The 19,538-nt window shown below is 61.4% G+C and carries 12 protein-coding genes and 1 tRNA gene; 11 read left to right on the forward strand and 2 right to left on the reverse strand.

The window, feature by feature from the left end; genetic code table 11:
• Positions 1-186: 186 nt before the first annotated feature.
• Complete coding sequence (locus tag B2696_RS07310) at positions 187-2,097, forward strand: potassium transporter Kup (protein ID WP_286954769.1); 1,911 nt, start codon at positions 187-189, stop codon at positions 2,095-2,097.
• 29 nt (positions 2,098-2,126) lie between these two features.
• Here the strand turns inward: B2696_RS07310 and B2696_RS07315 are convergent, their stop codons facing one another.
• A complete protein-coding gene (locus tag B2696_RS07315; RefSeq protein ID WP_075728921.1) occupies positions 2,127-3,155 on the reverse strand; it encodes a prephenate dehydrogenase in 1,029 nt (342 codons plus the stop codon).
• A 39-nt stretch (positions 3,156-3,194) separates the two neighbouring features.
• Here B2696_RS07315 and B2696_RS07320 point away from each other — a divergent pair, with 39 nt between their 5' ends.
• The 6 genes from B2696_RS07320 to tgt all read left to right on the forward strand — a co-directional run bounded on the left by B2696_RS07320 (position 3,195) and on the right by tgt (position 8,528).
• Positions 3,195-3,689, forward strand: coding sequence for a tRNA adenosine deaminase-associated protein (locus tag B2696_RS07320; protein ID WP_075728922.1), 495 nt, complete (start codon positions 3,195-3,197; stop codon positions 3,687-3,689).
• Between the two features lie 31 nt (positions 3,690-3,720).
• Positions 3,721-4,152, forward strand: coding sequence for a nucleoside deaminase (locus B2696_RS07325; RefSeq protein ID WP_286954876.1), 432 nt, complete (start codon positions 3,721-3,723; stop codon positions 4,150-4,152).
• Positions 4,153-4,268: 116 nt separating this feature from the next.
• Positions 4,269-4,475: a CsbD family protein gene (locus B2696_RS07330; RefSeq protein WP_075728924.1), complete on the forward strand. Its 207-nt coding sequence runs from the start codon at positions 4,269-4,271 to the stop codon at positions 4,473-4,475.
• A gap of 119 nt (positions 4,476-4,594) precedes the next feature.
• A tRNA-Ser gene (locus tag B2696_RS07335) sits at positions 4,595-4,685 on the forward strand.
• A gap of 111 nt (positions 4,686-4,796) precedes the next feature.
• A complete protein-coding gene (locus tag B2696_RS07340; RefSeq protein ID WP_286954772.1) occupies positions 4,797-7,220 on the forward strand; it encodes an MMPL family transporter in 2,424 nt (807 codons plus the stop codon).
• 21 nt (positions 7,221-7,241) lie between these two features.
• Positions 7,242-8,528, forward strand: coding sequence for a tRNA guanosine(34) transglycosylase Tgt (tgt, locus tag B2696_RS07345; protein WP_286954774.1), 1,287 nt, complete (start codon positions 7,242-7,244; stop codon positions 8,526-8,528).
• On the opposite strand, the gene B2696_RS07350 is transcribed toward tgt, so the two are convergent.
• Positions 8,504-9,211, reverse strand: a complete 708-nt coding sequence (locus B2696_RS07350) for a queuosine precursor transporter (RefSeq protein WP_141256035.1) — start codon at positions 9,209-9,211, stop codon at positions 8,504-8,506. The genes tgt and B2696_RS07350 overlap by 25 nt on opposite strands.
• Positions 9,212-9,499: 288 nt before the next feature.
• Between B2696_RS07350 and B2696_RS07355 the strand changes: the two genes are divergently transcribed.
• The 4 genes from B2696_RS07355 to B2696_RS07370 are packed head-to-tail and all read left to right on the forward strand — an operon-like array spanning position 9,500 to position 19,513.
• The gene (locus B2696_RS07355; RefSeq protein ID WP_232315950.1) at positions 9,500-10,087 is read left to right on the forward strand and encodes a hypothetical protein; all 588 of its coding nucleotides are present in this window, start codon (positions 9,500-9,502) and stop codon (positions 10,085-10,087) included.
• Complete coding sequence (locus tag B2696_RS07360) at positions 10,087-12,846, forward strand: vWA domain-containing protein (protein WP_286954776.1); 2,760 nt, start codon at positions 10,087-10,089, stop codon at positions 12,844-12,846. The genes B2696_RS07355 and B2696_RS07360 overlap by 1 nt, the downstream gene beginning before the upstream one ends.
• Before the next feature lie 56 nt (positions 12,847-12,902).
• Positions 12,903-16,547 (forward strand): tubulin-like doman-containing protein, encoded by a 3,645-nt coding sequence (locus tag B2696_RS07365; RefSeq protein WP_286954777.1) that lies wholly within the window; start codon positions 12,903-12,905, stop codon positions 16,545-16,547.
• Positions 16,547-19,513, forward strand: coding sequence for a hypothetical protein (locus tag B2696_RS07370; RefSeq protein ID WP_286954779.1), 2,967 nt, complete (start codon positions 16,547-16,549; stop codon positions 19,511-19,513). The genes B2696_RS07365 and B2696_RS07370 overlap by 1 nt, the downstream gene beginning before the upstream one ends.
• Positions 19,514-19,538: the final 25 nt, after the last annotated feature.

Consider the following 19,538-nt stretch of genomic DNA (forward strand, 5'->3'; position numbering starts at 1 on the left):
TCCAGCTAAAGACAGTAACCCCGAAACCTGTTGAGTTGGACTAATTGGCGTAGAAGCATTCAAGCAATGGGGGACTGCGACAAAAGGGTTCTCGATCCAGTAACGACAGAGGTAGTGGGAGTGCTAAAGAGCACTTAGGCGGCCCAATTATGGCTAAAAGGCACATTTGGGAGCACACTGTATGCCATGAAGATCTCAGTGTCTCCGCAGGCGGCTGCGAAGGGCGGATCGCCGCTACTGGCGCTCGGTGCTTTGGGCGTGGTGTTCGGTGATATCGGCACGAGCCCGCTCTACGCTCTCCACACTGCTTTCAGCATGGAACACAATGCTGTTGAGGTCGATACCCGTAATGTCTATGGCGTCATTTCAATGGTGCTGTGGACCATCACGGTTATCGTGACCGTCAAGTATGTCTTGCTGGTGACGCGGGCTGACAATGACGGCCAGGGCGGAATCCTGGCGCTGGTGGCGCTGTTGCGCAGGCACCTCAAGGGCAGGCATCGCCTCGGCATGCTGGTCACGATGTGCGGAATGATAGGAGCGGCGCTGTTTATCGGGGATGCCGTCATCACGCCGGCGATTTCGGTTCTCAGCGCCGTGGAAGGCATGGCTGTGGTATCGCCGGATCTGCACCATTATGTGGTGCCAGTAGCCATCGTGGTGTTGAGCGCGCTTTTTCTCATTCAGCCTTTTGGTACCGGAAAGGTAGGCCGGGCTTTCGGGCCGATTATGCTGGCGTGGTTTATCACCATGGCGGTGTTGGGCGTGCCGCAGATTGTTGCGCACCCGGCAATCCTGGCGAGCCTGTCCCCGCACTGGGCGTTGAGCCTGCTGCTGCGCGAGCCGTTAGAGGCCTTCATTCTCATGGGAGCCATTGTCTTGACTGTCACGGGTGCTGAGGCGCTCTACGCGGACTTGGGTCATTTCGGGGCCACGGCGATTCGCTCGGCATGGTTCTGGGTGGCTATGCCCTCCCTCATGGTGGTGTACCTAGGGCAGGGGGCGCTGGTGATTTCGCACCCAGCGGCGGTGTCCAATCCGCTCTTTCACCTAGCTCCCCCGAGTCTGCAGATTCCGCTGGTCGTCTTCGCTACTGTCGCCACCATCATCGCCTCCCAAGCGGTTATCTCCGGGGCATTCGCCGTGATTCGCCAGGCAGTCCGGCTCAACCTCTTGCCGCGAATGACGGTGCGCCACACCTCGACGAGTGAGGAGGGGCAGATTTATCTGCCGCTGGTTAATGCGCTCATTTACTGTGGCGTAGTTGCGTTGATCTTGATCTTCCGCTCCTCCGAGCGTCTCGCCGAGGCCTATGGCCTCGCGGTGACGGGCACGCTGGTGCTCGAGTCTTTGCTGTTTTTGCTCTTTGCCCACTTGGCATGGGGCTGGCGGTGGCGGGCTGTTGGCTGTTATGTCCTAGCTATAGGCAGCCTGGAGTTGTTGCTGCTGGCGGCGAATAGCACCAAGATCTTTGTGGGCGGCTGGCTGCCCATTGGCATGGCTGGCCTTATCTTCTTGCTCATGGTTATCTGGCGTCGTGGCAGCAGGCGGCTGCTCAAGCGGCGCGGTGAACTAGAGGGAATGCTTCCGGAATTCATTGCTGCGCTGCCGGAGCGCAATATTCGCCGGATTGCGGGAACAGCGGTCTATACCCACCCCAATCCTGAGACCACGCCGCTGGCGCTCGTGCGCTGCGTCGAGGACTTCCATGTTCTCCACGAGCACGTGCTCATCGTGCGGCTGGTAGCCATGAACGTCCCGCACGTGCCACCCGTGGAGAGGATCTCCGTGGATAATCTCAGCTCCATCCGGGAGGGGATAGTGCACGTGACGGTGCGGGCGGGATTCGCTGACGATCAAGACATCCCGGCTAACCTGCGCTACGGGCTAAGCCAGCACCCGGAATTGGATGTGGACTTAGATTCGGCGTTGTACTTCCTCTCGGTGCTGACCCTGCGCCCAGCCGAGGTGCGGCACTGGAACCAGTGGCACCAGCGCCTGTTCTTGTCCATGGACCGGAACCAGGCCAAGCGCACCGAGGCTTTTCACCTGCCGCCGCGCCAGACCGTGGTGCTCGGCTCCGAGTTGCACCTCTAGCACCGCGCTGAATGCACCCAGCCAAGAAATCAGAAGATCTCTATGCGCCCACCCAAAGACTCCGACTGGCGCAGCTGGCCCACCCAGTGGGGCGCGCCGGGGTGGAGGCGCAGCACGGGGCGCGAGGAAATCTTGATGGGGGAGACAGATTCCTTGCGGGCGCCCGAGCGGGCGTCGATGCGGGTGCGGGCTCTATACCCGGCGTCGGCAAGCTCCTCGATGGAGGGCTGCGGCGCGGCGAGGGAATCGCGGGCATCCTGCAGTAGGTGCAGGGCCTCGTCGAGGGCATCCACCAGGGCGGGGGCGTTGGTCTCACACATCTGGCGCACCAGCGCCGGGGTGGTGCCGGCGACGCGGGTGCCGTCCTTGAAGGAGCCAGCGGCCAGGGATTGGGCGAGGATGCCGCCGTTATCGCCCACGATGGCCAGGACCTCAGCTAGGACATGAGGCAGGTGGGAAACGCGGGCGACGGCGGCATCGTGATTGGCCACGCGCACGGGGACCGCCTCCGCGTGGACCATTTGGGTCATGCGGACGACGTCGGCGAAAAGGTCCTCCCAGAACTTAGGCACGCGTTCGCCACGGGCGTCGCACTCATCGGCGTAATCATAGGTAATGGCCCAGGCAGCGCCGGAGAATAGACCCTTTTGGGAATGCTCCCACCCTGACAGCGCGGTGCCGGCCATGGGATGGCCGCCCACGTAGCGGTCATTCATGTTGCGCTGCTGCACCTGCTCGCGCACGGCACTCTTGACGGAGACGACATCGGTGATGCCGCAGGTGGGGGCGTGCTCCGCAATGGCGTCGAGGATAGAACCCACGGCATTCATGGGCACGGCGATGACGATGAGGGCACCATCGGCCTCGGCGCGGGCTAAAACCTCCGGCAGGTTGTCGGTGACATCGAAGCCCTGTTTGAGGGCGATTCGCGTCCGCGAGGTGGAATGATTATAGCCATATACAGGGTGTTTGCGGGCGACGAGATCGCGCAGCACGGAGCCGCCGATCAAGCCGAGGCCGATTATGCAAATGGGGCGTTGTACATCTGAAGGACTCACGGTGACAATTCTCGCACAACCCGACTATTCTCACGAGGTATGAGCGATGAGAATTTGTCCTTTGCGGTGACCGTAGCCCGCAATGAGGGGCAGTGGCTGGTGCGCAGCTTCAATGATGACTTCAGCGACATCCATACCTCCATCAACGCGGTGCGCTCCCTGCGTTCGGCGGAGGCGGCCTTTGCCCTTCTGTGCGTCGAGGATGATTACTTTGTCGTCGTGCGCCCCGTGCCAGGCGGGGTGCGCATGGTGGTCTCTGATGCCACCTATGCCGTCGAGGATGACTTCGCCGCCGATTTCTTGGAGCTGCGTGACATCGACGTCCCCGACATCGATCCGGATGACTTGGAGGATGCGGAAGCCTATGGCGATGGGGATTTCGATATCTTTGCCGATCTGGGGCTCAGCGAGGATCAGTTGGGCTTCATCATCGATAACGAAGAAGATTGGCCCTCTGACATGCTGCTTCGCATCGCCGGTGACTTAGGCTTTGGGGATGAACTCGAGGAGATCATTGCAGAGATCACTGCCTAGGGAGCAGGGCCTCGTGCGCGCTGAGGAGAGGATGCGCCGGGCACTGGAGGTCGCGCGCCGCACCCCGGCGGGGGACATTCCGGTGGGCGCAGTGCTTTTCGACGGCGCCGGTACCGAACTAGCCTGGGGCGTCAACCGCCGCGAGCAGCGCCAAGACCCGACGGCGCACGCGGAGGTGGAGGCTATCCGGGCGGGTGTGGCCAAGCACGGCGATGGTTGGCGGCTGAGCGGCTGTGAACTCGTGGTCACCTTGGAGCCCTGCGCGATGTGCGCTGGCGCGATTCAAGCCTCGCGCATCGAGTCAGTAGTTTTCGGCGCCTATGAGGAGAAAACCGGGGCCTGTGGCTCGCGCGTGGAGGTGCTGCGCGCGCCGGGGGCGCTGCATGTTCCGCAGGTGCGCGGCGGGGTGCTGGAGGAAGAGTGTGCGCGGCTATTGCAGGACTTTTTCGCGGGGCTGCGTTAGCCCCTTTTCTTCACTCTTTCCTAGACCATTTTCTGGATGGTGATTGAGAATGGTCCCTGCCAGCGTTGCATAAGACGCGTATCATGGGTGCTCACGCAACCTAAAGGAGGAAAATAATGGGTGATTTTGAGAATAAGAAAGATGAGCTCGCCGGCAAGGCCAAAGAAGCAGTAGGTGATGCTACCAATAACGAGGAGCTGGAGAATGAGGGCAAGGCCGACCAGGTCACCTCAGACGCCAAGCAAAAGCTCTCCGATGCCGTAGATGGCATCAAAGACAAGGCCAATGAGGTTATTGGCAGCTTCAAGGATAAGGAAAAGTAGGAGCTCCATTCCGCAGTAGTGCGGCGTTAATGTCGCACTACTGCGGTGGCTTGCGGGGCGGCCTGCGCGCCGGGGCAGATGATTTTGTCCAGCGCGCGTGCTCACGTAACCTTGAGCGCGGTGGCGTGTCCGAGCGGCCGAAGGTGTTCGCCTCGAAAGCGAATGTTGGGTAACCCCCAACCGCGGGTTCAAATCCCGCCGCCACCGCCACAAAAAATCGGCGGCTGTCCTGCGCAAAAGGGCAGTCGCCGATTTTCTTGTCTTGCCAGCCTGGGCTACTACACTGGTGCAGGTTCATGTTCTTCACGCAGAGGGTTATTCGTGGCTAAACTTCTTTATCGCCTGGGCCGTTGGTCCTTCCTTAATAAATGGAAGGTCATCATCGCGTGGATTATCCTGCTGGCCGCAGCAGGAATCACCGCCGTATCGCTGGCGAAACCAATGACGAGCGAGTTCTCCATCAAGGGCACGCCCGCCATTGATGCGACCGCTCGGACCATGGAGCTCTTCCCGGAGGGCGGCAACCCCGCCAACTCCGCCTCGGTCAACCTGGTTTTCCAGGCCCCGGAGGGTCAGAAACTCTCGGATCCGCACAACCGCGCGGCTATTGATGCGGTGATCGGTTCGCTCGAGGAGAATCTGGCCATGGGGGATACCCTGCGCTTTGGTAACCCGCTGGATGTCTCGCCCGCGTTGGAACAACAAATCATTGATCAGTTCACCGGCATGGGCCTGCCGGAGCAATCCGCACGCCTTGATGCCGAGAACCTCGCCATGGTCAATGATGACGAGACCATTGCTTATACCACCTTTAACTTCGACGCCGATAGCCCTTATACGGTGCAGCAGGCCGATAAGGACAAGGTCACCGCCGCCATGGATCTGGGGCGCTCCATGGGGATTAACGTCGAGGCCGGCGGCGCTGGCTTCGGCGACGAGATCGCCATCAACTCCACCTCTGAGGTCATCGGCCTGGGCGTGGCCTTCCTGGTCCTCATCTTTACCTTCGGCTCCTTGGTGGCCTCCGGGATGCCGCTTATCTCCGCCGTGGTCGGCGTGGGACTCGGTTCCCTGGGCGTGCTGGCCGCGACGCACTGGGTTGAGCTCAACAACATCACCCCGGTCCTGGCTGTGATGATCGGCCTGGCCGTCGGCATCGACTACGCGCTCTTTATCCTCTCCCGTTTCCGCTCCGAGCGCTCGCGCATGTCCGGCGCAGAGGCCGCGGGCATGGCGGTGGGTACCGCGGGATCTTCGGTGGTATTCGCCGGAGCCACGGTCTTTATCGCGCTTTTCGCGCTGCTCATTGCCGATATCGGCTTCCTCACCGCCATGGGTCTCTCCGCCGCGGGCACAGTGGCGGTGTCGGTGCTTGTCGCCCTCACTCTCATCCCGGCCCTCCTGGGTCTTTTCGGCGACAAGGCCTTCAAAGGCGCTATCCCCGGGGTGGCGGGCAACCCCACTCGCAAGGGCAAGCGCCGCCGCGGCAAGACCATGGGCAGCCGCTGGGTGCGCGTGGTCCAGAAGGTGCCGGGCCTGGTCATGGCCTTCGTCGTTCTGACCCTGGGTGCTATGACCGTGCCGGTGCTCAACATGGAGCTCTCCCTTCCCGCGGATACCACCTCCAACCCGGATACCACCCAGCGCAAGGCCGCAGATCTCCTCTCCGAGGGCTTTGGACCTGGCGTCAACGGCCGCTTCCTCGTGGTGGTGGATGCGCACCAGGTAAACACCGAATCCCAGGCGCTCGAGCCTTTGATGGCGGCGCAGTCTGAGGGCAGCCTCGAGGACCAGGCGGCCTTCGCCTCCTTCATGTACTCCGCGGATAGGCTCAAGGACATCGGCGGAGTCAAGCATGCTCAGATCGTGGGGCTTTCTTCCGATGGCCGCGCGGCCCAGATCATGGTCTCGCCCGATACCGCGCCCACGGATAATGCCACCATCGCCACCGCGCATGCGCTGCGCACTGCCACCGCGGAGCTCGAGGATGTTACCGGCGCAGACATCGGCATGACGGGACTTACCGCAGTCCAGGTGGACATCACCGAGCGCCTCGAATCTGCGATGGTGCCGTACCTGGCCATCGTGGTGGGCCTGGCCATTGTCTTGCTGTTGATAGTCTTCCGTTCGCTGCTGGTCCCGCTCGTCGCTGGCCTGGGCTTCTTGCTCTCCGTCGGCGCCGCCTTCGGGCTGACGGTTCTGGTGTGGCAGGAGGGCCTGTGGGGCCTGGTGCCGGCCCCGGGTCCGCTGATTTCCTTCATGCCGATCTTCCTCATCGGCGTCACCTTCGGCCTGGCCATGGACTATCAGGTATTCCTGGTCACGCGCATGCGCGAGCATATATCGCGCCACCCGCAGGGCACCGGCGGGAAGTACAGTCCGGTCGACGAGGCCACCATCATGGGCTTTAGCCAAGGCGCGCGCGTGGTCACCGCCGCGGCGATCATCATGATCTCCGTCTTCGTGGCCTTCATAAACCAGCCGCTGCCGTTTATCCAAATCTTCGGCTTTGCCCTGGCCGCAGGCGTGCTTTTCGACGCCTTCTTCGTCCGCATGTCCCTCGTGCCCGCCACCATGTTCCTCATGGGCAGGGCCACCTGGTGGATGCCGAAGTGGCTAGATAAGCTCCTGCCCGCGCTCGATATTGAGGGCACCGCGCTGGAGAAGGAATGGGAGCAATCCCATGCGCCGCGCACCGAGCAGTTTGCCCCCGTGCCGGATCGGGCAACGCACGCGCGGGATTAGGGCTGCTCTAGACTGTCCCTCATGCATAAACCGCCCGAGATTGATCTGAAACGCAACCTCTCCTTCGAGATCAAGACGCGCCTGGATGACACCAGCCCCGGCAAGCACGGACGCACCGGGGTCATCCACACCCCGCATGGGGACATCAAGACCCCTGCTTTTATCCCCGTGGCCACCAAGGCCACCGTCAAGACACTGACGCCCGAGCAGATTCGGCAGACCGGCGCGCAGGCCATCTTGTCTAATGCCTATCACCTCTACCTGCAGCCTGGCTATGACATCGTTGATGAGGCCGGCGGGCTGGCTGAGTTTGAGAACTGGCACGGGCCCACCTATACCGATTCGGGTGGTTTTCAGGTGATGTCTCTCGGCGTGGGTTTCAAAAAAGTACTGGCCATGGAGGTGGCCAACCTCACCGAGGGTGACGTGCGCGCTGCGAAGAAGGAACGCATGGCACAGGTCGATGAGGAGGGCGTGGATTTCAAGTCCATCATCGATGGCTCGAAGCACCGCTTCACTCCGGAGAAGTCCATGCAGATTCAGCACGGGCTCGGCGCGGACATCATGTTCGCCTTCGACGAACTGACCACGCTGGTAGACACCCGTATCTACCAGGAGCAATCCGTGGCGCGTACCCACCGGTGGGCCAAGCGTTGCCTCGATGAGCACGAGCGTCTGACCAATGAGCGCACTCATCGGCCGAAGCAGTCGCTATGGGGCGTCGTACAGGGCGCCCAGTACGAGGACCTGCGCCGCAAGGCGGCCCGCGGGCTAGTACAGCTATCGCGGGCGGCCGAGGAGGCTGGGCGCCGCCCCTTCGGTGGTTTCGGCATCGGCGGGGCGCTGGAGAAGGAAAACCTGGGCACCATCGTCGGCTGGGTGTGCGATGAGCTGCCCGAGGACAAGCCGCGACACCTGCTAGGAATCTCCGAGCCGGATGATCTCTTCACCGCCATCGAGGCCGGCGCCGATACCTTTGACTGCGTGGCGCCAACCAGGCTGGGGCGCCGTGGAGGCGTTTATACCCTTGACGGGCGCCTTAACCTGAAGAACGCCCAGTTCAAGCGGGACTTCTCCGGCATCGATGAGGAGTTCGGCGGATATGTTTCGGAGAATTACTCGCGGGCCTATATCCGCCATCTGCTCAAGGCCAACGAGTTCCTGGCTGGAACCCTGTGCACCATGCATAACCTTGAGTTTATGATTCGCCTCGTCGATAACATCCGCGCCTCCATAGAGGGCGGATACTACGCGGCCTACCGCGATGAGTTCACGGGGCGCTACTACGCGGACTCGAGCGGGATGTAGTTCTCGCGGGACTTGACCCACTTGATAACGCGGGTGGTCACGGGCAGAAGAACTACCTCAAGCAGGGTCTTCCACACGAAGCCGACGATGACATAGTTGAGGAAGCCTCCCACGGAGTCTACCCCGATGACGGGGGCGGCGATGAGGCAGAACAAGAAGGTATCTCCCAGCTCGCCGACCACGGTGGAGGCCACCAGTCGGCCGATGAGGCCCTTTTCGCCGCTCTTCTTCTTCATCCGGGTGAGTACCCAGGAGTTGAGGAGCTGGCCTACGAGGTAGCCCGCCAGGGAGGCAAGCAAGATCTGCGGAACGAGCCCCAGCGTCGCTGCGAAGGCGTCCTGGCCCTCATAGAAGTCTGCTGCCGGGAGCCAGATGGCGATATAGAAGCAGAGCACGGCGAGAATGGCCAGGCCAAAGCCCATGTAGATGGCGCGGCGGGTGGATTTGAAGCCATAGCACTCGGAGAGAACATCTCCCACGACGTAGGCCAGGGGGAAAAGGAAGAAGGCTCCGTCCGTGATGAGGGGGCCGAGCTGCACTCCCTTGGTGGCGTTGATATTAGAGATGATGAAGGTGACGACGAACACCGTGACCAGCCACGGATACAGTGCAGACTGTACCGGGATGAATCGGATGCTCTCGCCACCATTAGCGGTGGTTGCGGTTGCCGATTGAGTTGTCATAGGTAGCAATAGTGACATGCCGAATTCTTCCGCGCCTAACTCGCTTCACCCCGCCTAACCCACTTAAGGCCATGTGCACCCTGCCAGAGCGGTGTCCGGAGGGGGCGCTATTGTGGGCAGAAGTGGCGCATTCTTTTGGTCTTTATGGCATTGTTTTCCCTAAGAGAATTCTGCCCGCCGTGTCTCTACACCAGTTTCCATCTATCACCCTCCCCGGCGCTGCCTGAAGGACCTCTCTGCAAGAGGAGTTTCTTCGCGCAGCGTCACCGTTTTGAAAAGGTCATAATCATGACGTTTGGCTCACCCGGCCCCCGCCCGCGTTTTGGCGGCGGAAACCCAGCCCCGCAAGGCGGGTCCTTCGGGCAACCCGGTCCTGCGGGTTCATTCCCTGCTCCCGCCCAACCCGGCGGGACTGCTGGCCCTACAGGCTCCGCAGGTTCGGCAGCCCCCAGTGGGGGCACACGGCCTTCCTTCGGGGGCGGTTTCGGGGCGGGCGCCCCAGAGCCCATGCCAGGAACGCAGCCCACACCTGCCGCCACCGCCCCCACCAAGGGGCCTTGGGCATGGCTTATCGGTGCCGGAGTCGCGGCGATCCTAGGCTTGATACTGGTTATCCTCGCCCCGCTTGTGGCTAGTGCCACCTCCACCCTTTTCTTCACGCTGGGGTTGTGCGGCTGGGCTTTGGCGGGAATCGTCTCCTTTGTTCTACTCGGCATCTACACGCTGAAGAACACGCAGCGCCAGGCGGAGACCTTCTATATCGAGGACACCACCCAGACCCTGCTTTACCGCATCATCATGGGTGCTAGCTTCATTGTGGTCATCGGCGCTGCTGTAGAAATCGCGCTCTTCGTAGGCAAGGCGGTGGGGATCTAATGCGGGTTTTCACGCGCCTTCTGGCCGTCGCCTCTACTGTTGCCCTCGCCGGCATGGCTTCTAGCCTGGGGGCACTAGCGCAGGAAGATCCGGGTATTCCTCCGGAGCAGGCGCCTGCGCCGGAGCCTGCCGAAAACACTGCCGCGCCCCAGTCGAGCCTGTCCGAGCTTTCGCAGAAGAACCTCAGCGAGTTCGGCTCCTGTATCGCCAGCTCCAAGTCCGCGGATCTGCTCTTCGTCCTCGATCAGTCGGCCTCGCTCGTGGGATACCAGGGCTCTACTCCCACTGACGCCGAGAGCTTCCGTGTGGACGCCACCCGGGACATCGCCACGCAACTGGCGCATTTGGGCGCTGATAGCGGCGCTTCGATCAACGTCAAGCTGGCTGGATTTGGCTCCGAGTATTACAGCGATAGCGCTGACTACGGTGAATGGGTCGATGTCTCAGGCAACCCGGATGCGTTGAAAGAGCAGATAGAGAAGTTCCGTAGCTCCGAGCGCGTCGCCGATCTTGAGACCGACTACGGCACCGCCTACGCTGGCGCTCTGCGTGAAATGGCGCAGCGCCCCTCCAATGATTGCCGCGCGGTTGTATTCTTCACAGACGGAAACTTCTATTCCGATGAGGCTCAGGGAGATATTGAGGGAGCTAAGAATGCCCTCTGCGCCGATAACTCGGCGGTAGCGGCCCTGCGTAGCTCGCATATTCGCCTCTTCAACGTCGGCCTCGTGCCCCCGGAGGACGCTGACTCCCAGGTTGATCTCCTCACGAGGCTCTCCGAGAACCAGACGTGTACCGGTCACGAGCCGAACGGCGCCTTCTTCAACGCCGGGCAGGATCCGGCGGCTCTCTTCGCCGCCTTCCGCAACCTCATTCCCACCTCTGGCGGAATGAGCAAGAACGCTGCCTTCGCCGAGAGCTTTGACTTTGTCCTCGATGACTCGATTACGCCGGTGCGTTTGTCCGCCATCCCCAAGACCTCGGTGCGTGAAGGGGAGCTTGTCCCCACTCTGACCGGCCCGGATGGGCAGACGGTCGATCTCACCCCGGAGACCACGCGAATCGCCGGTGCGGAAACCAATGTGAGCGTCAATGACAAGCTTCCCGGCATGGTGGACGTGTCTATGTCCAAGGCGGCTGATGGCGCACGCTGGGCAGGCGAGTGGACCTTTGGTTACCGCGTTGTCGAAGGATCGGAGGGTGAGTACTCCGCATCGATGGTCATGATTCCCGGTCTGAGCGTCAACCTAACTCGCGCAGACGGTGGCGAGGCCAAGGGCGGCATTAACAGTGACGAGGTAATCAAGGCCCAGTTGGTTGATGGGGCAGGAAACCCCCGTTCCCTCGAGGGGGAGGGGCTCTTAAGCGCTGCTTTCCTTCCCTCGCAGGGAGATCCCATTCCTCTGGTAGAAAACCAGCCCATCGTCGACGGCGAGCAGGTCGACATTCCTCTCGAGGCCATCGACACTGCCGTTAACGGGCGGCTGGCTACGCGCGTGGACATCACCACCAAGGGCGCAGATGACGCGCCGGGCACCCGCCTCAACCCCATCGAGGCGGAGACCTCCCTGACCGTTACTCCGAGTGATATGCCTTCGGTTGGCTCGGTCCAGGTGGTCACCATGGATGACAAGGAAGTCACCATCGATGTCCCCGCTAGCGGCCCGGGCAAGATCTGGGTGGCGGATCAAAGCATCGGCGCGCAGGAGGGGACCCTTCCGGACGGCGTCGACAAGCTGGCCGTGTCCTCTACCCACAATTCTGCCGACACCGCCCTGGAATTGGGCGAGGGTGAACAGGGCACCATCCCTGTGACGCTGCGCATGGACACCCTTGCGGATGGCCCGCTCAATGCGGCCGCCGTGATTGATTTGCAGTCCGCCGACGGGCAGCGCCAGGCGCAGCTGCCGCTGGAACTGCAAGGCTCGGTGACCACCCCGGTCAACAAGACCGTCTTCGGCGTGGCAATGGTTCTGGCCATCGTCCTGGCGCTGCTCATACCGCTGGCGATCTTGTACCTGATGAAGTTCGTCTCCGGGCGCATTCCGCGCCGGCCCAAGCTTTTTGTCAAGACCATTCCCGTGCGCCGTGAGGGCACGCGTCTCATCCGCACCGACAAGGGCGGGGACTTCGTCCTCGACCCCCAGGAGTTCTTCGAAAGCGTGCCAGTGACACCGGCAGGGCGTTCGGTTAACCTCGGCACCTATCCGGTGCGGGTTCGCAGCGGCCTCAACCCCTTTACGCCGGCTCAAGCGGTGGTGGACAAGGCCGGCACCATCTCCGGCAAGGGGCGTGCCCGCAATGGGCACGCGGTGCTACCGCTGGCAGTCCACAATGGCTGGTTCCTTGCTGGCAATCCCGCAGACCCCGACAGCGGTGAGATCGTTGTCGCCGTGGATAACCTCGCGCAGTCTCCGCGTGTGGCGGCGATGTCCGAGGAGATCCGTGCCAACGCTCCCGCGCTTTTCGACAGCGTGGAACTCCCTGCCGTGGACACCCCTCCAGGCGGTCCTGGTGCGCCCAGTGCGCAGGGTGGCTCCACCTGGACGGAGACGACATCGCCAAGCGCAAGCAATACGCCTAGCGGCTTCCCCCAGCCCAACGGTCAACCCCAGTGGGGACAAGGTCCCGCGCAGCCGCCAGCTTCCCCGCCCTTCAACCCCGGGCCTAGTCCCGAGGGCGGTCCCCAGGGCGGGGGATTCGGGCCGAGCAGTGGCTGGCCCGGTGGCTCCGGCGGCCCAACTTTTGGCAAGAATTAATCCGCAGATTCACCCACAAGCGCATACGCACACTTCTTTGTGAAAGGTAATTGCTAATGAAAAAGTTCCTCGTCGTTGGTTGCGGAGGCTCCGGCGCCAAGACTTTGGCGTACATGATGGACCAGCTCAAAGCAGAGCTGCGCGCTATTGACCCCACCATCAAGTCTTTGCCCAAAGCCTGGCAATTCGTCAGCCTAGACGTGCCCCTTGAGGCCGAGTCCGGGCCGGATGGTCTGCCCAACGTGGTGCAGAACGGCGGGGACTATGTGGGCATCGGCTCCCACTTGAGCTTTAGTCAGTTTGATACAGGCGTCTCTGATGAGCTGGGCAAGCGTGGGATGCTGGGGGAAATCGCCACCTGGGCACCGAGGGATCCGAAGTCCAACACCACCATCATCTCTGATGGTGCGGGGCAGTACCGTGCCATCGGGCGTTTGCTCACGCTGCCTGCACTCAAGAAGATTCGGGCCAGCCTGGAGCGAGCAGTGGGGCGCATGTATGAGCCCGAGGCCGTGCAGGAACTCGATGAACTTATCTACAAGGCAACCGGCAAGCGTGGCGATACGGCCGATGGCGCACCTGTAGTTCTCATCGTGTCATCAATGGCAGGTGGCGCCGGCGCATCGATGTTCCTCGATGTCTGCCGTGTGCTTTCCACCGTCCACAACATTGATGCCAGCGGCAACCTCGTATTCATGTACACCCCGGAGATCTTCGGGGCAATCAAGTCTGAGGCCATGGCTGGTGCCTGGCCTAACTCTCTTGCCCTTTTCGGTGAGGTCTTCGCCGCCCAAACGGGTGCTGCGCACCAGCATGATCGCGCCATCTTCAAGGCCTTCGGCATTGATAACACCCCGGATACCGAGACCTTCGCCCGGCTTTTCCCCATCGGTTCGAAGATGGGGGACAAGCAAGCCTCCTTCGGAACGGGACGGCCGGAGGATGTGTATCGCGGTTTCGGCCGTGCCTTGGCCGGATTGATGTCCTCGAAGCGCGCTACCGAATCCTTCATCGCCTACGCCCGTGGCAACACACCAGCCGCTGACGGCGGGCGCAAGTACTTTGGCTGGACCGGCGGGGAGACCCCGGTGCCCTGGGCACGTCTGCCCTGGGGATCACTGGGTTATGCCCAGGTGTCGATGGGCCGCGGGCGCTTTGCCGAGTATTCCGCGCAGCGTCTCGCACGCAAGTCCTTCGACCGGCTGCTTTCTGGTCACCTCGACCCAATCAAAACCACCACGGGTGAGGAACAGCTGGCTGCCAAGCGCGAAGAGCGCCTGCCGCGTATCTACCAAGAAATCTCCCTCGACGGGAACTGGGCCCTGCGCCCTGCCGATCTAGGCTCCGTACAGAACTGGCTGGGGCTCACCTTCGGCAACTTCGCCCAGAATGCAGCTGCGCAGGCCGAGGGAGAGTTTCGACGCTACTTCCCGCAGGGCCAGGACAGAAGGGTAGAGGAGTGGCGCGACGAGCTGTTGATGCGCCTTAATGATCCACTCACCGGGCGTAATCTATCCGCCATCCTCGACCGCGCTGCTTATAGTGCTGTCTATGAGTTCGCGGACTACTTCTCTGATGCGGTGCTCAGCGCCATTGAGGGAGACCTGGCCGCAGTCGGTATTCCTTTTGTGGAGATGGTGCTCGATCACCTCAAGAACCTCCTGCAGACACAGCTCGTCCCCATGACAAAGGCGGTGGCGCAACAAAATCAGGGCCAGAACCCGGCCGCCCTGCCCGCAGGATCTGAGGTCGACATCAGCCCGCTTAACGGCAAGGGCACGATGTCTAACCCGCAGGCCACCGTCGATTCCCTGTCGGCGAAGTACCGCAACCAGTTCTACAACTACTTCCTACACTCGGTGGCTGGGTACCTCGCGCCGGTCCTGGAGGATTACGTCAACGACAACCTCTTCTACCTCGACCGTGAAATCAACGATGCCTACCAAGACTTGGAAAGCGCCTCGCGCTCGACCTCACGCGCCAACAGCCTGGCAGACGTAGCCACCGTCGCGGTGAACTCCTGGCCCTCCGACACCGATGAGAAGGTGGATTCCCGCTTCGAAGGCGCGAAGAACGAGATCATGCTGACGGATGTCGAGGCCTTCGCCGCAGACTACGAGACGCAGCTGCTCGCCACCGTGCAGGGACAAGAGCGCACCAACTACATCAGTAACTTCGCTGAGGCCGCTGCGGATGCGGCACGCTGCATCATTCGTGGCGAGTGGGAATCCCAGGATGCCATTCAGGCACCGGGAGATACCCTGGCTCCGCCGAAGCGCGAGCGCAGCCAGCAAGGCAACCGTGCCGGCTGGGTGTCTAAGAACCTGACTACTCCGCCGACGGGTGGGGACTCCCGCGATTCCCAGCACGCGCGCTATTCCGCTTTGATTCGCCCCCGTGACCTCATCGAACGCGCGCGCCAGTGGGTGGGGCGTAAGGACTATCCCTTCGACAAGTTCATCTCGGTCGATCTCAACGAGTACCTGACCAAGACCGCTGACATCAACGACGTCGAGTATGAGCGCCGCAAGAACGTCTTCGTCTCCGCTTTCGATCGCGCCCTGCAGTATGGGCGCCCGCTGGCCGCAGTCGACGCGAACATGGTTCGCCAGATCCACGGGACTGACGTCAAGTACACCTATAACTTCTCTGAGATTCCTCTAGAAGGCCTCGACAGCGTCATCGACCTCGTCATGGAAACCGTCTCCGGACCGCAATATGACGAGCCCACTCGCGCCGGGGTAAAGAACGCGCTGACATCTTCTAAGAAGATCCGCCACATCGAGGTATTCGGCTCTTACCCCAACTACTCGCCGATCGTCTTTAGCTCGCTCTTCCCGCATATCGCGCAGGACTACGCCAAACGCAACGGCCGGCTCGATAGCTACTGGAAGGAACGGCGCACGCGTCCCCTGGCGGCGGCCCTGCCCATTACTCCGACGGAACGCGAGGCCATGGTGGCTGGCTGGATCATCGGAAGAATCACCGGGCGTATCCACATTGCGGACTTCGGCACCGACACGGCTCGGGCCTATGTTTATGATGACCGCGCCAAGGAATGGGTCAGCTTCCCGCATCCGCTGCTGATTCCGCCGGCCAAGATGATCAAGAACTCGGACTGGATGAGCTCCGTCATCGAGTCGGTTCTTATCGCCTACGCCAACGTGCAGAGCATCGAGAATGGTAAGATTGCGAACTCTTTGCGGCCTTATCACCTGCTGCGTGGACTCTATGATGACGGCGAAGAATCCGCTAACTCCGGCGGAGTCACCGCGCACCCAGCGATTGCTCGCCTCACCGAATTCCTGGCCACCGGCTATCGTCCCGGAAGGGACGTCGCTGGTACCTCCATCGATGACCGCTACGCTGCCTTTGTCCAGGAGCTCGACAAGTTCTTGTCCGGGGCCGCGCACTTCGTTCCGGGATACGGCAGCGCTCTGCCAGGCCAGGCGCAAGCCAACAAGCCTTTCGCGGAGATTCGTTCCCGCGAGATTGCGAGCCAGACGCCTTATTACCGCGATCTTGCTGCAGATGTAGTCGGCCTGGTTCCGCGCATGCGTTCCTTCCTGGATCAGGCCAAGGTGGCTGCGCCGAACTGGGGCAGCGCGCCGGAGGCTTTCACGCCGACTTCCGCCGGTGCTGCCAGTGGACAAGACGCCGCACCAGAGTTCGACCTTTCTAGTTTGGATGACACCTTCTGATGAGCAACGTAGTATTCCTCGCCCACGGCATTGTGGCCGGTCAGATTCGTTCCCGCCTCTTCGATCTTCGCTCCGTCGGCCTGCTCGAGGACTTCTTGTGGATAGACTATGCCCATGATCCCGCAGACGAGGTGGTTCGCACCTTCTCCGCGGATTCAAGCCCGCGCATAGTCGGCCTCGATGCCGCGCTGCGTCCCTTGGATAATGGCGCCATCTTGGTGCTCATTGATCCGCTCGATCCGGGCTCTCCCGTTGATGCCGAGGCTCTCAATAATTGGGTGAACAGCATCGACAACAGCCTCGTCCAAGGCGGTACCAACCAGCGCTTGCGTATCATGCTGCCTAGCCTGCCCCTGCGTGATGTACCGGCAGGCCAGCTCAACGGCTGGTCTAACTTCGCGCTCTCGCCAGAAGATAGCGATACGCCCGGTTCTCCCCTGCGCGCCATTAACCGCGAGGAAGGGGACTTCGGTCTCGCTGAGTATGCCGCGCCCTCCTTGGCATCCGTGATGGGGTTGTGGCGCGACATGGATGAGGCCCCCATTGCGCAGGATGGACGGGTGATCGAGACTGGGGATCTCTCCACGTTCCGGTTGGTCCGTGCTTATCACCGCACCATCGATGCAACGAACGTGGAGGAAGAGGTCAAGCAGAGCGTTTTTGATCTCAATGCTGCGCTGCCGCGCCCCCAGCTCAATAACAATTCCTACGCGGTGCATCACTCCAATCCAGACGCGCTGACCACGTTCTATGCCGATGGCTTCTTGAACAACCATGCGGCGGAGCTGGTGTCCCGGAAGGCTCCATTGGAGACTCTTGCTACCCAGAAAGTTAAGGGCTGGGAAGCATTGCGCCAGAACCTCGCGCTGTATTGGGCAACCGTCATTGGCAAGCCGCAGGATTGGGTTAACGCCCAAAAGGGCGCTGCCAGCTCGCGGGCGGCAGGGCTCATACAGCGAATGCTTTATGGCGAGAACTCTTCCATTGAAGTCACCGTGGGTGAGCATTCTGGACGCTCACGCGGGGTAGCCTCCATTGCGCAGCTGCGCCAGCAAAACCGGGAGAACCGCGAGCGTGCGCAGCAGGCGGGTCTATCTACTGGAGACGATCCGCAACTCGCGCAGACCTGGCACGCTTACCAGGAGTACTCGTTGGCGTTGGTGGATGGAATCTCCGGGCTGGATAATTTCGCGCTCGAGCGTGACAGCCAGAACAACGTATTCATTGTGCAAAGAGGCTGGCAGGCCATCGCCGATACCGGGTTCACTTTCAATGGTGAACACCCGCTCTTGCTCAAGACTGCGGGTCAGAGCGATCCGCGGGCCTTCGATGTGCTGCCTTTCGATCCGCGCGGCGCAGGGCAATACGAGCAGGAGCTCGACTTTGTCTACCAACAAACGCGCCGTCGTGAAATCGCGCAGAAGCAAAACGAGTTCAGCAATTGGCGCCGGAACTTCTCCACCACCTTCGGCTGGAAGGTGGGCGAGCGCCTCAATCGCAAGCTCAATGATGCTTTGGAAGAAAACGGCCACTTGGCCCAAACCGCGCGGGATATCGAGGCTCAGCGCAACCAACTAGCAGAGCGTGACTTCAACGCTGAGAACCGCAGGCTTACCACAGCGCTGCGGTGGATGTGGGCCATCCTCTTCGTGGTCTTGGTCCTCGTTAGCTACTTCTGTGCGGCGCATTATCGCCCCGGAATCCGCATCTGGGAGTCGATGCCAACCTACGATTGGCGCTGGTTGATTCTCGGCTACGTCATCGCCGTGGGTGGTTTCTTCCTCACCAGTTGGTTCACCTTCACCAAGGCTCAGCGCGAACTCTACGATTATGTTCGCAACCGTGAGCTGCTTGAGCGCAATGAGAAGATCGCCCTCGACAATCTTGCGCTGTCCTTCGGTGATGTTGACCGAGTCACCAAGGCTTATGAGCAGTTCTTAAGCTGGTCAAGCCTGCTGGGGCGTGCCATCGCGGCTCCCTTTGGTTCCCAGATGGTCCGCGCTGAGCAGTTGCGTATCCCGGAATCTGGCTTGCCACGCAATACCAGCATAGGCCGCGCGGTAGTCTCGCCTCCGGACGTGGGCGCGATGGCACGAGAGATTCGCGTCGCGGTTTTCCCGCGGCGGTGGGCTCACGACGCCCTCGAGAACCTCTTTGTCGATGTCTCCAGCGCGGTCAATCGCAGCAAGCCAGGTTTTCCCGTGGGCCAACTCAATGATCTTTATGCTCTGCCTGGACGTGGATCCCAGTCGCAGCTCGATCAACTGGTGAAGTGCCTTGACCGCCCGGACGTGCTGGCGCGCGATTTGAAGCCCCAGCGCTGGCGCGCAGCCTTGGCCGTTCCCAGCATCAATCAGAAAGTGCGCTCGTTGTTGCACACCGTCCAGTTCCGGGAAGGCTCAGATTTACGGACTCTGCCCACCGAGGAATTCCTCGCGCGTATGAGCCAGGATGCGAAGGCGCGTCAGGCCTTTTCCAATGCCTCGCTCACCGCAGCCGGTGTCAATGCTGGCGGTACTTCTATCGATGGATCCCACACCCGCATCGTGGAGGTAGATAACCAAGCGGCGACGAACAGCCAGCTCTCGCGTTCGCTGACGGTGGTTCAATACGGCAATACGGTCTCTTTGGCTTATCTGCAGCCCGATGAGGGACGTGCTCAAGACACGGGCTCGGCAGCGGCGGCGGAGTTCTCCGCGCCAGCCGGTGCCACCGTTCCCACCGCCCCCTCAGCTGCTGAGGACTCCCTGTCTTTCTTGGATTCCCTCGACGATATTGATCACATGGAATCCTTTGACCAGGTGCCACCGGCTCCTGTCTCTGAGCCAAGCGGCAACCCCTTCCTTGATGGTGCGCCGGCAGTAAACCCCAGCGATACTAGTGGATCTTCTGACCCTGCTGGGTTTTCTCGGCCTGCGGACCCTGCTGACCCAGAGGACCTTTCGGACCTCGACGAGACCTTTTAGAAGAGAGGTTCAGCCAGAAAGATGA

The organism is Corynebacterium sp. UBA4397, from assembly GCF_002390965.1.
Taxonomy (GTDB): Bacteria; Actinomycetota; Actinomycetes; order Mycobacteriales; family Mycobacteriaceae; genus Corynebacterium; species Corynebacterium flavescens.

What these genes read in the sequence shown, in the direction of transcription:
- tgt (WP_286954774.1), top strand. Translation starts at nt 7,242, where the DNA reads ATGCATAAACCGCCCGAGATTGATCTGAAACGCAACCTCTCCTTCGAG.
- B2696_RS07310 (WP_286954769.1), top strand. Translation starts at nt 187, where the DNA reads ATGAAGATCTCAGTGTCTCCGCAGGCGGCTGCGAAGGGCGGATCGCCG.
- B2696_RS07350 (WP_141256035.1), bottom strand. Translation starts at nt 9,211, where the DNA reads ATGACAACTCAATCGGCAACCGCAACCACCGCTAATGGTGGCGAGAGC.
- B2696_RS07330 (WP_075728924.1), top strand. Translation starts at nt 4,269, where the DNA reads ATGGGTGATTTTGAGAATAAGAAAGATGAGCTCGCCGGCAAGGCCAAA.
- B2696_RS07355 (WP_232315950.1), top strand. Translation starts at nt 9,500, where the DNA reads ATGACGTTTGGCTCACCCGGCCCCCGCCCGCGTTTTGGCGGCGGAAAC.
- B2696_RS07370 (WP_286954779.1), top strand. Translation starts at nt 16,547, where the DNA reads ATGAGCAACGTAGTATTCCTCGCCCACGGCATTGTGGCCGGTCAGATT.
- B2696_RS07320 (WP_075728922.1), top strand. Translation starts at nt 3,195, where the DNA reads ATGAGCGATGAGAATTTGTCCTTTGCGGTGACCGTAGCCCGCAATGAG.
- B2696_RS07360 (WP_286954776.1), top strand. Translation starts at nt 10,087, where the DNA reads ATGCGGGTTTTCACGCGCCTTCTGGCCGTCGCCTCTACTGTTGCCCTC.
- B2696_RS07365 (WP_286954777.1), top strand. Translation starts at nt 12,903, where the DNA reads ATGAAAAAGTTCCTCGTCGTTGGTTGCGGAGGCTCCGGCGCCAAGACT.
- B2696_RS07325 (WP_286954876.1), top strand. Translation starts at nt 3,721, where the DNA reads ATGCGCCGGGCACTGGAGGTCGCGCGCCGCACCCCGGCGGGGGACATT.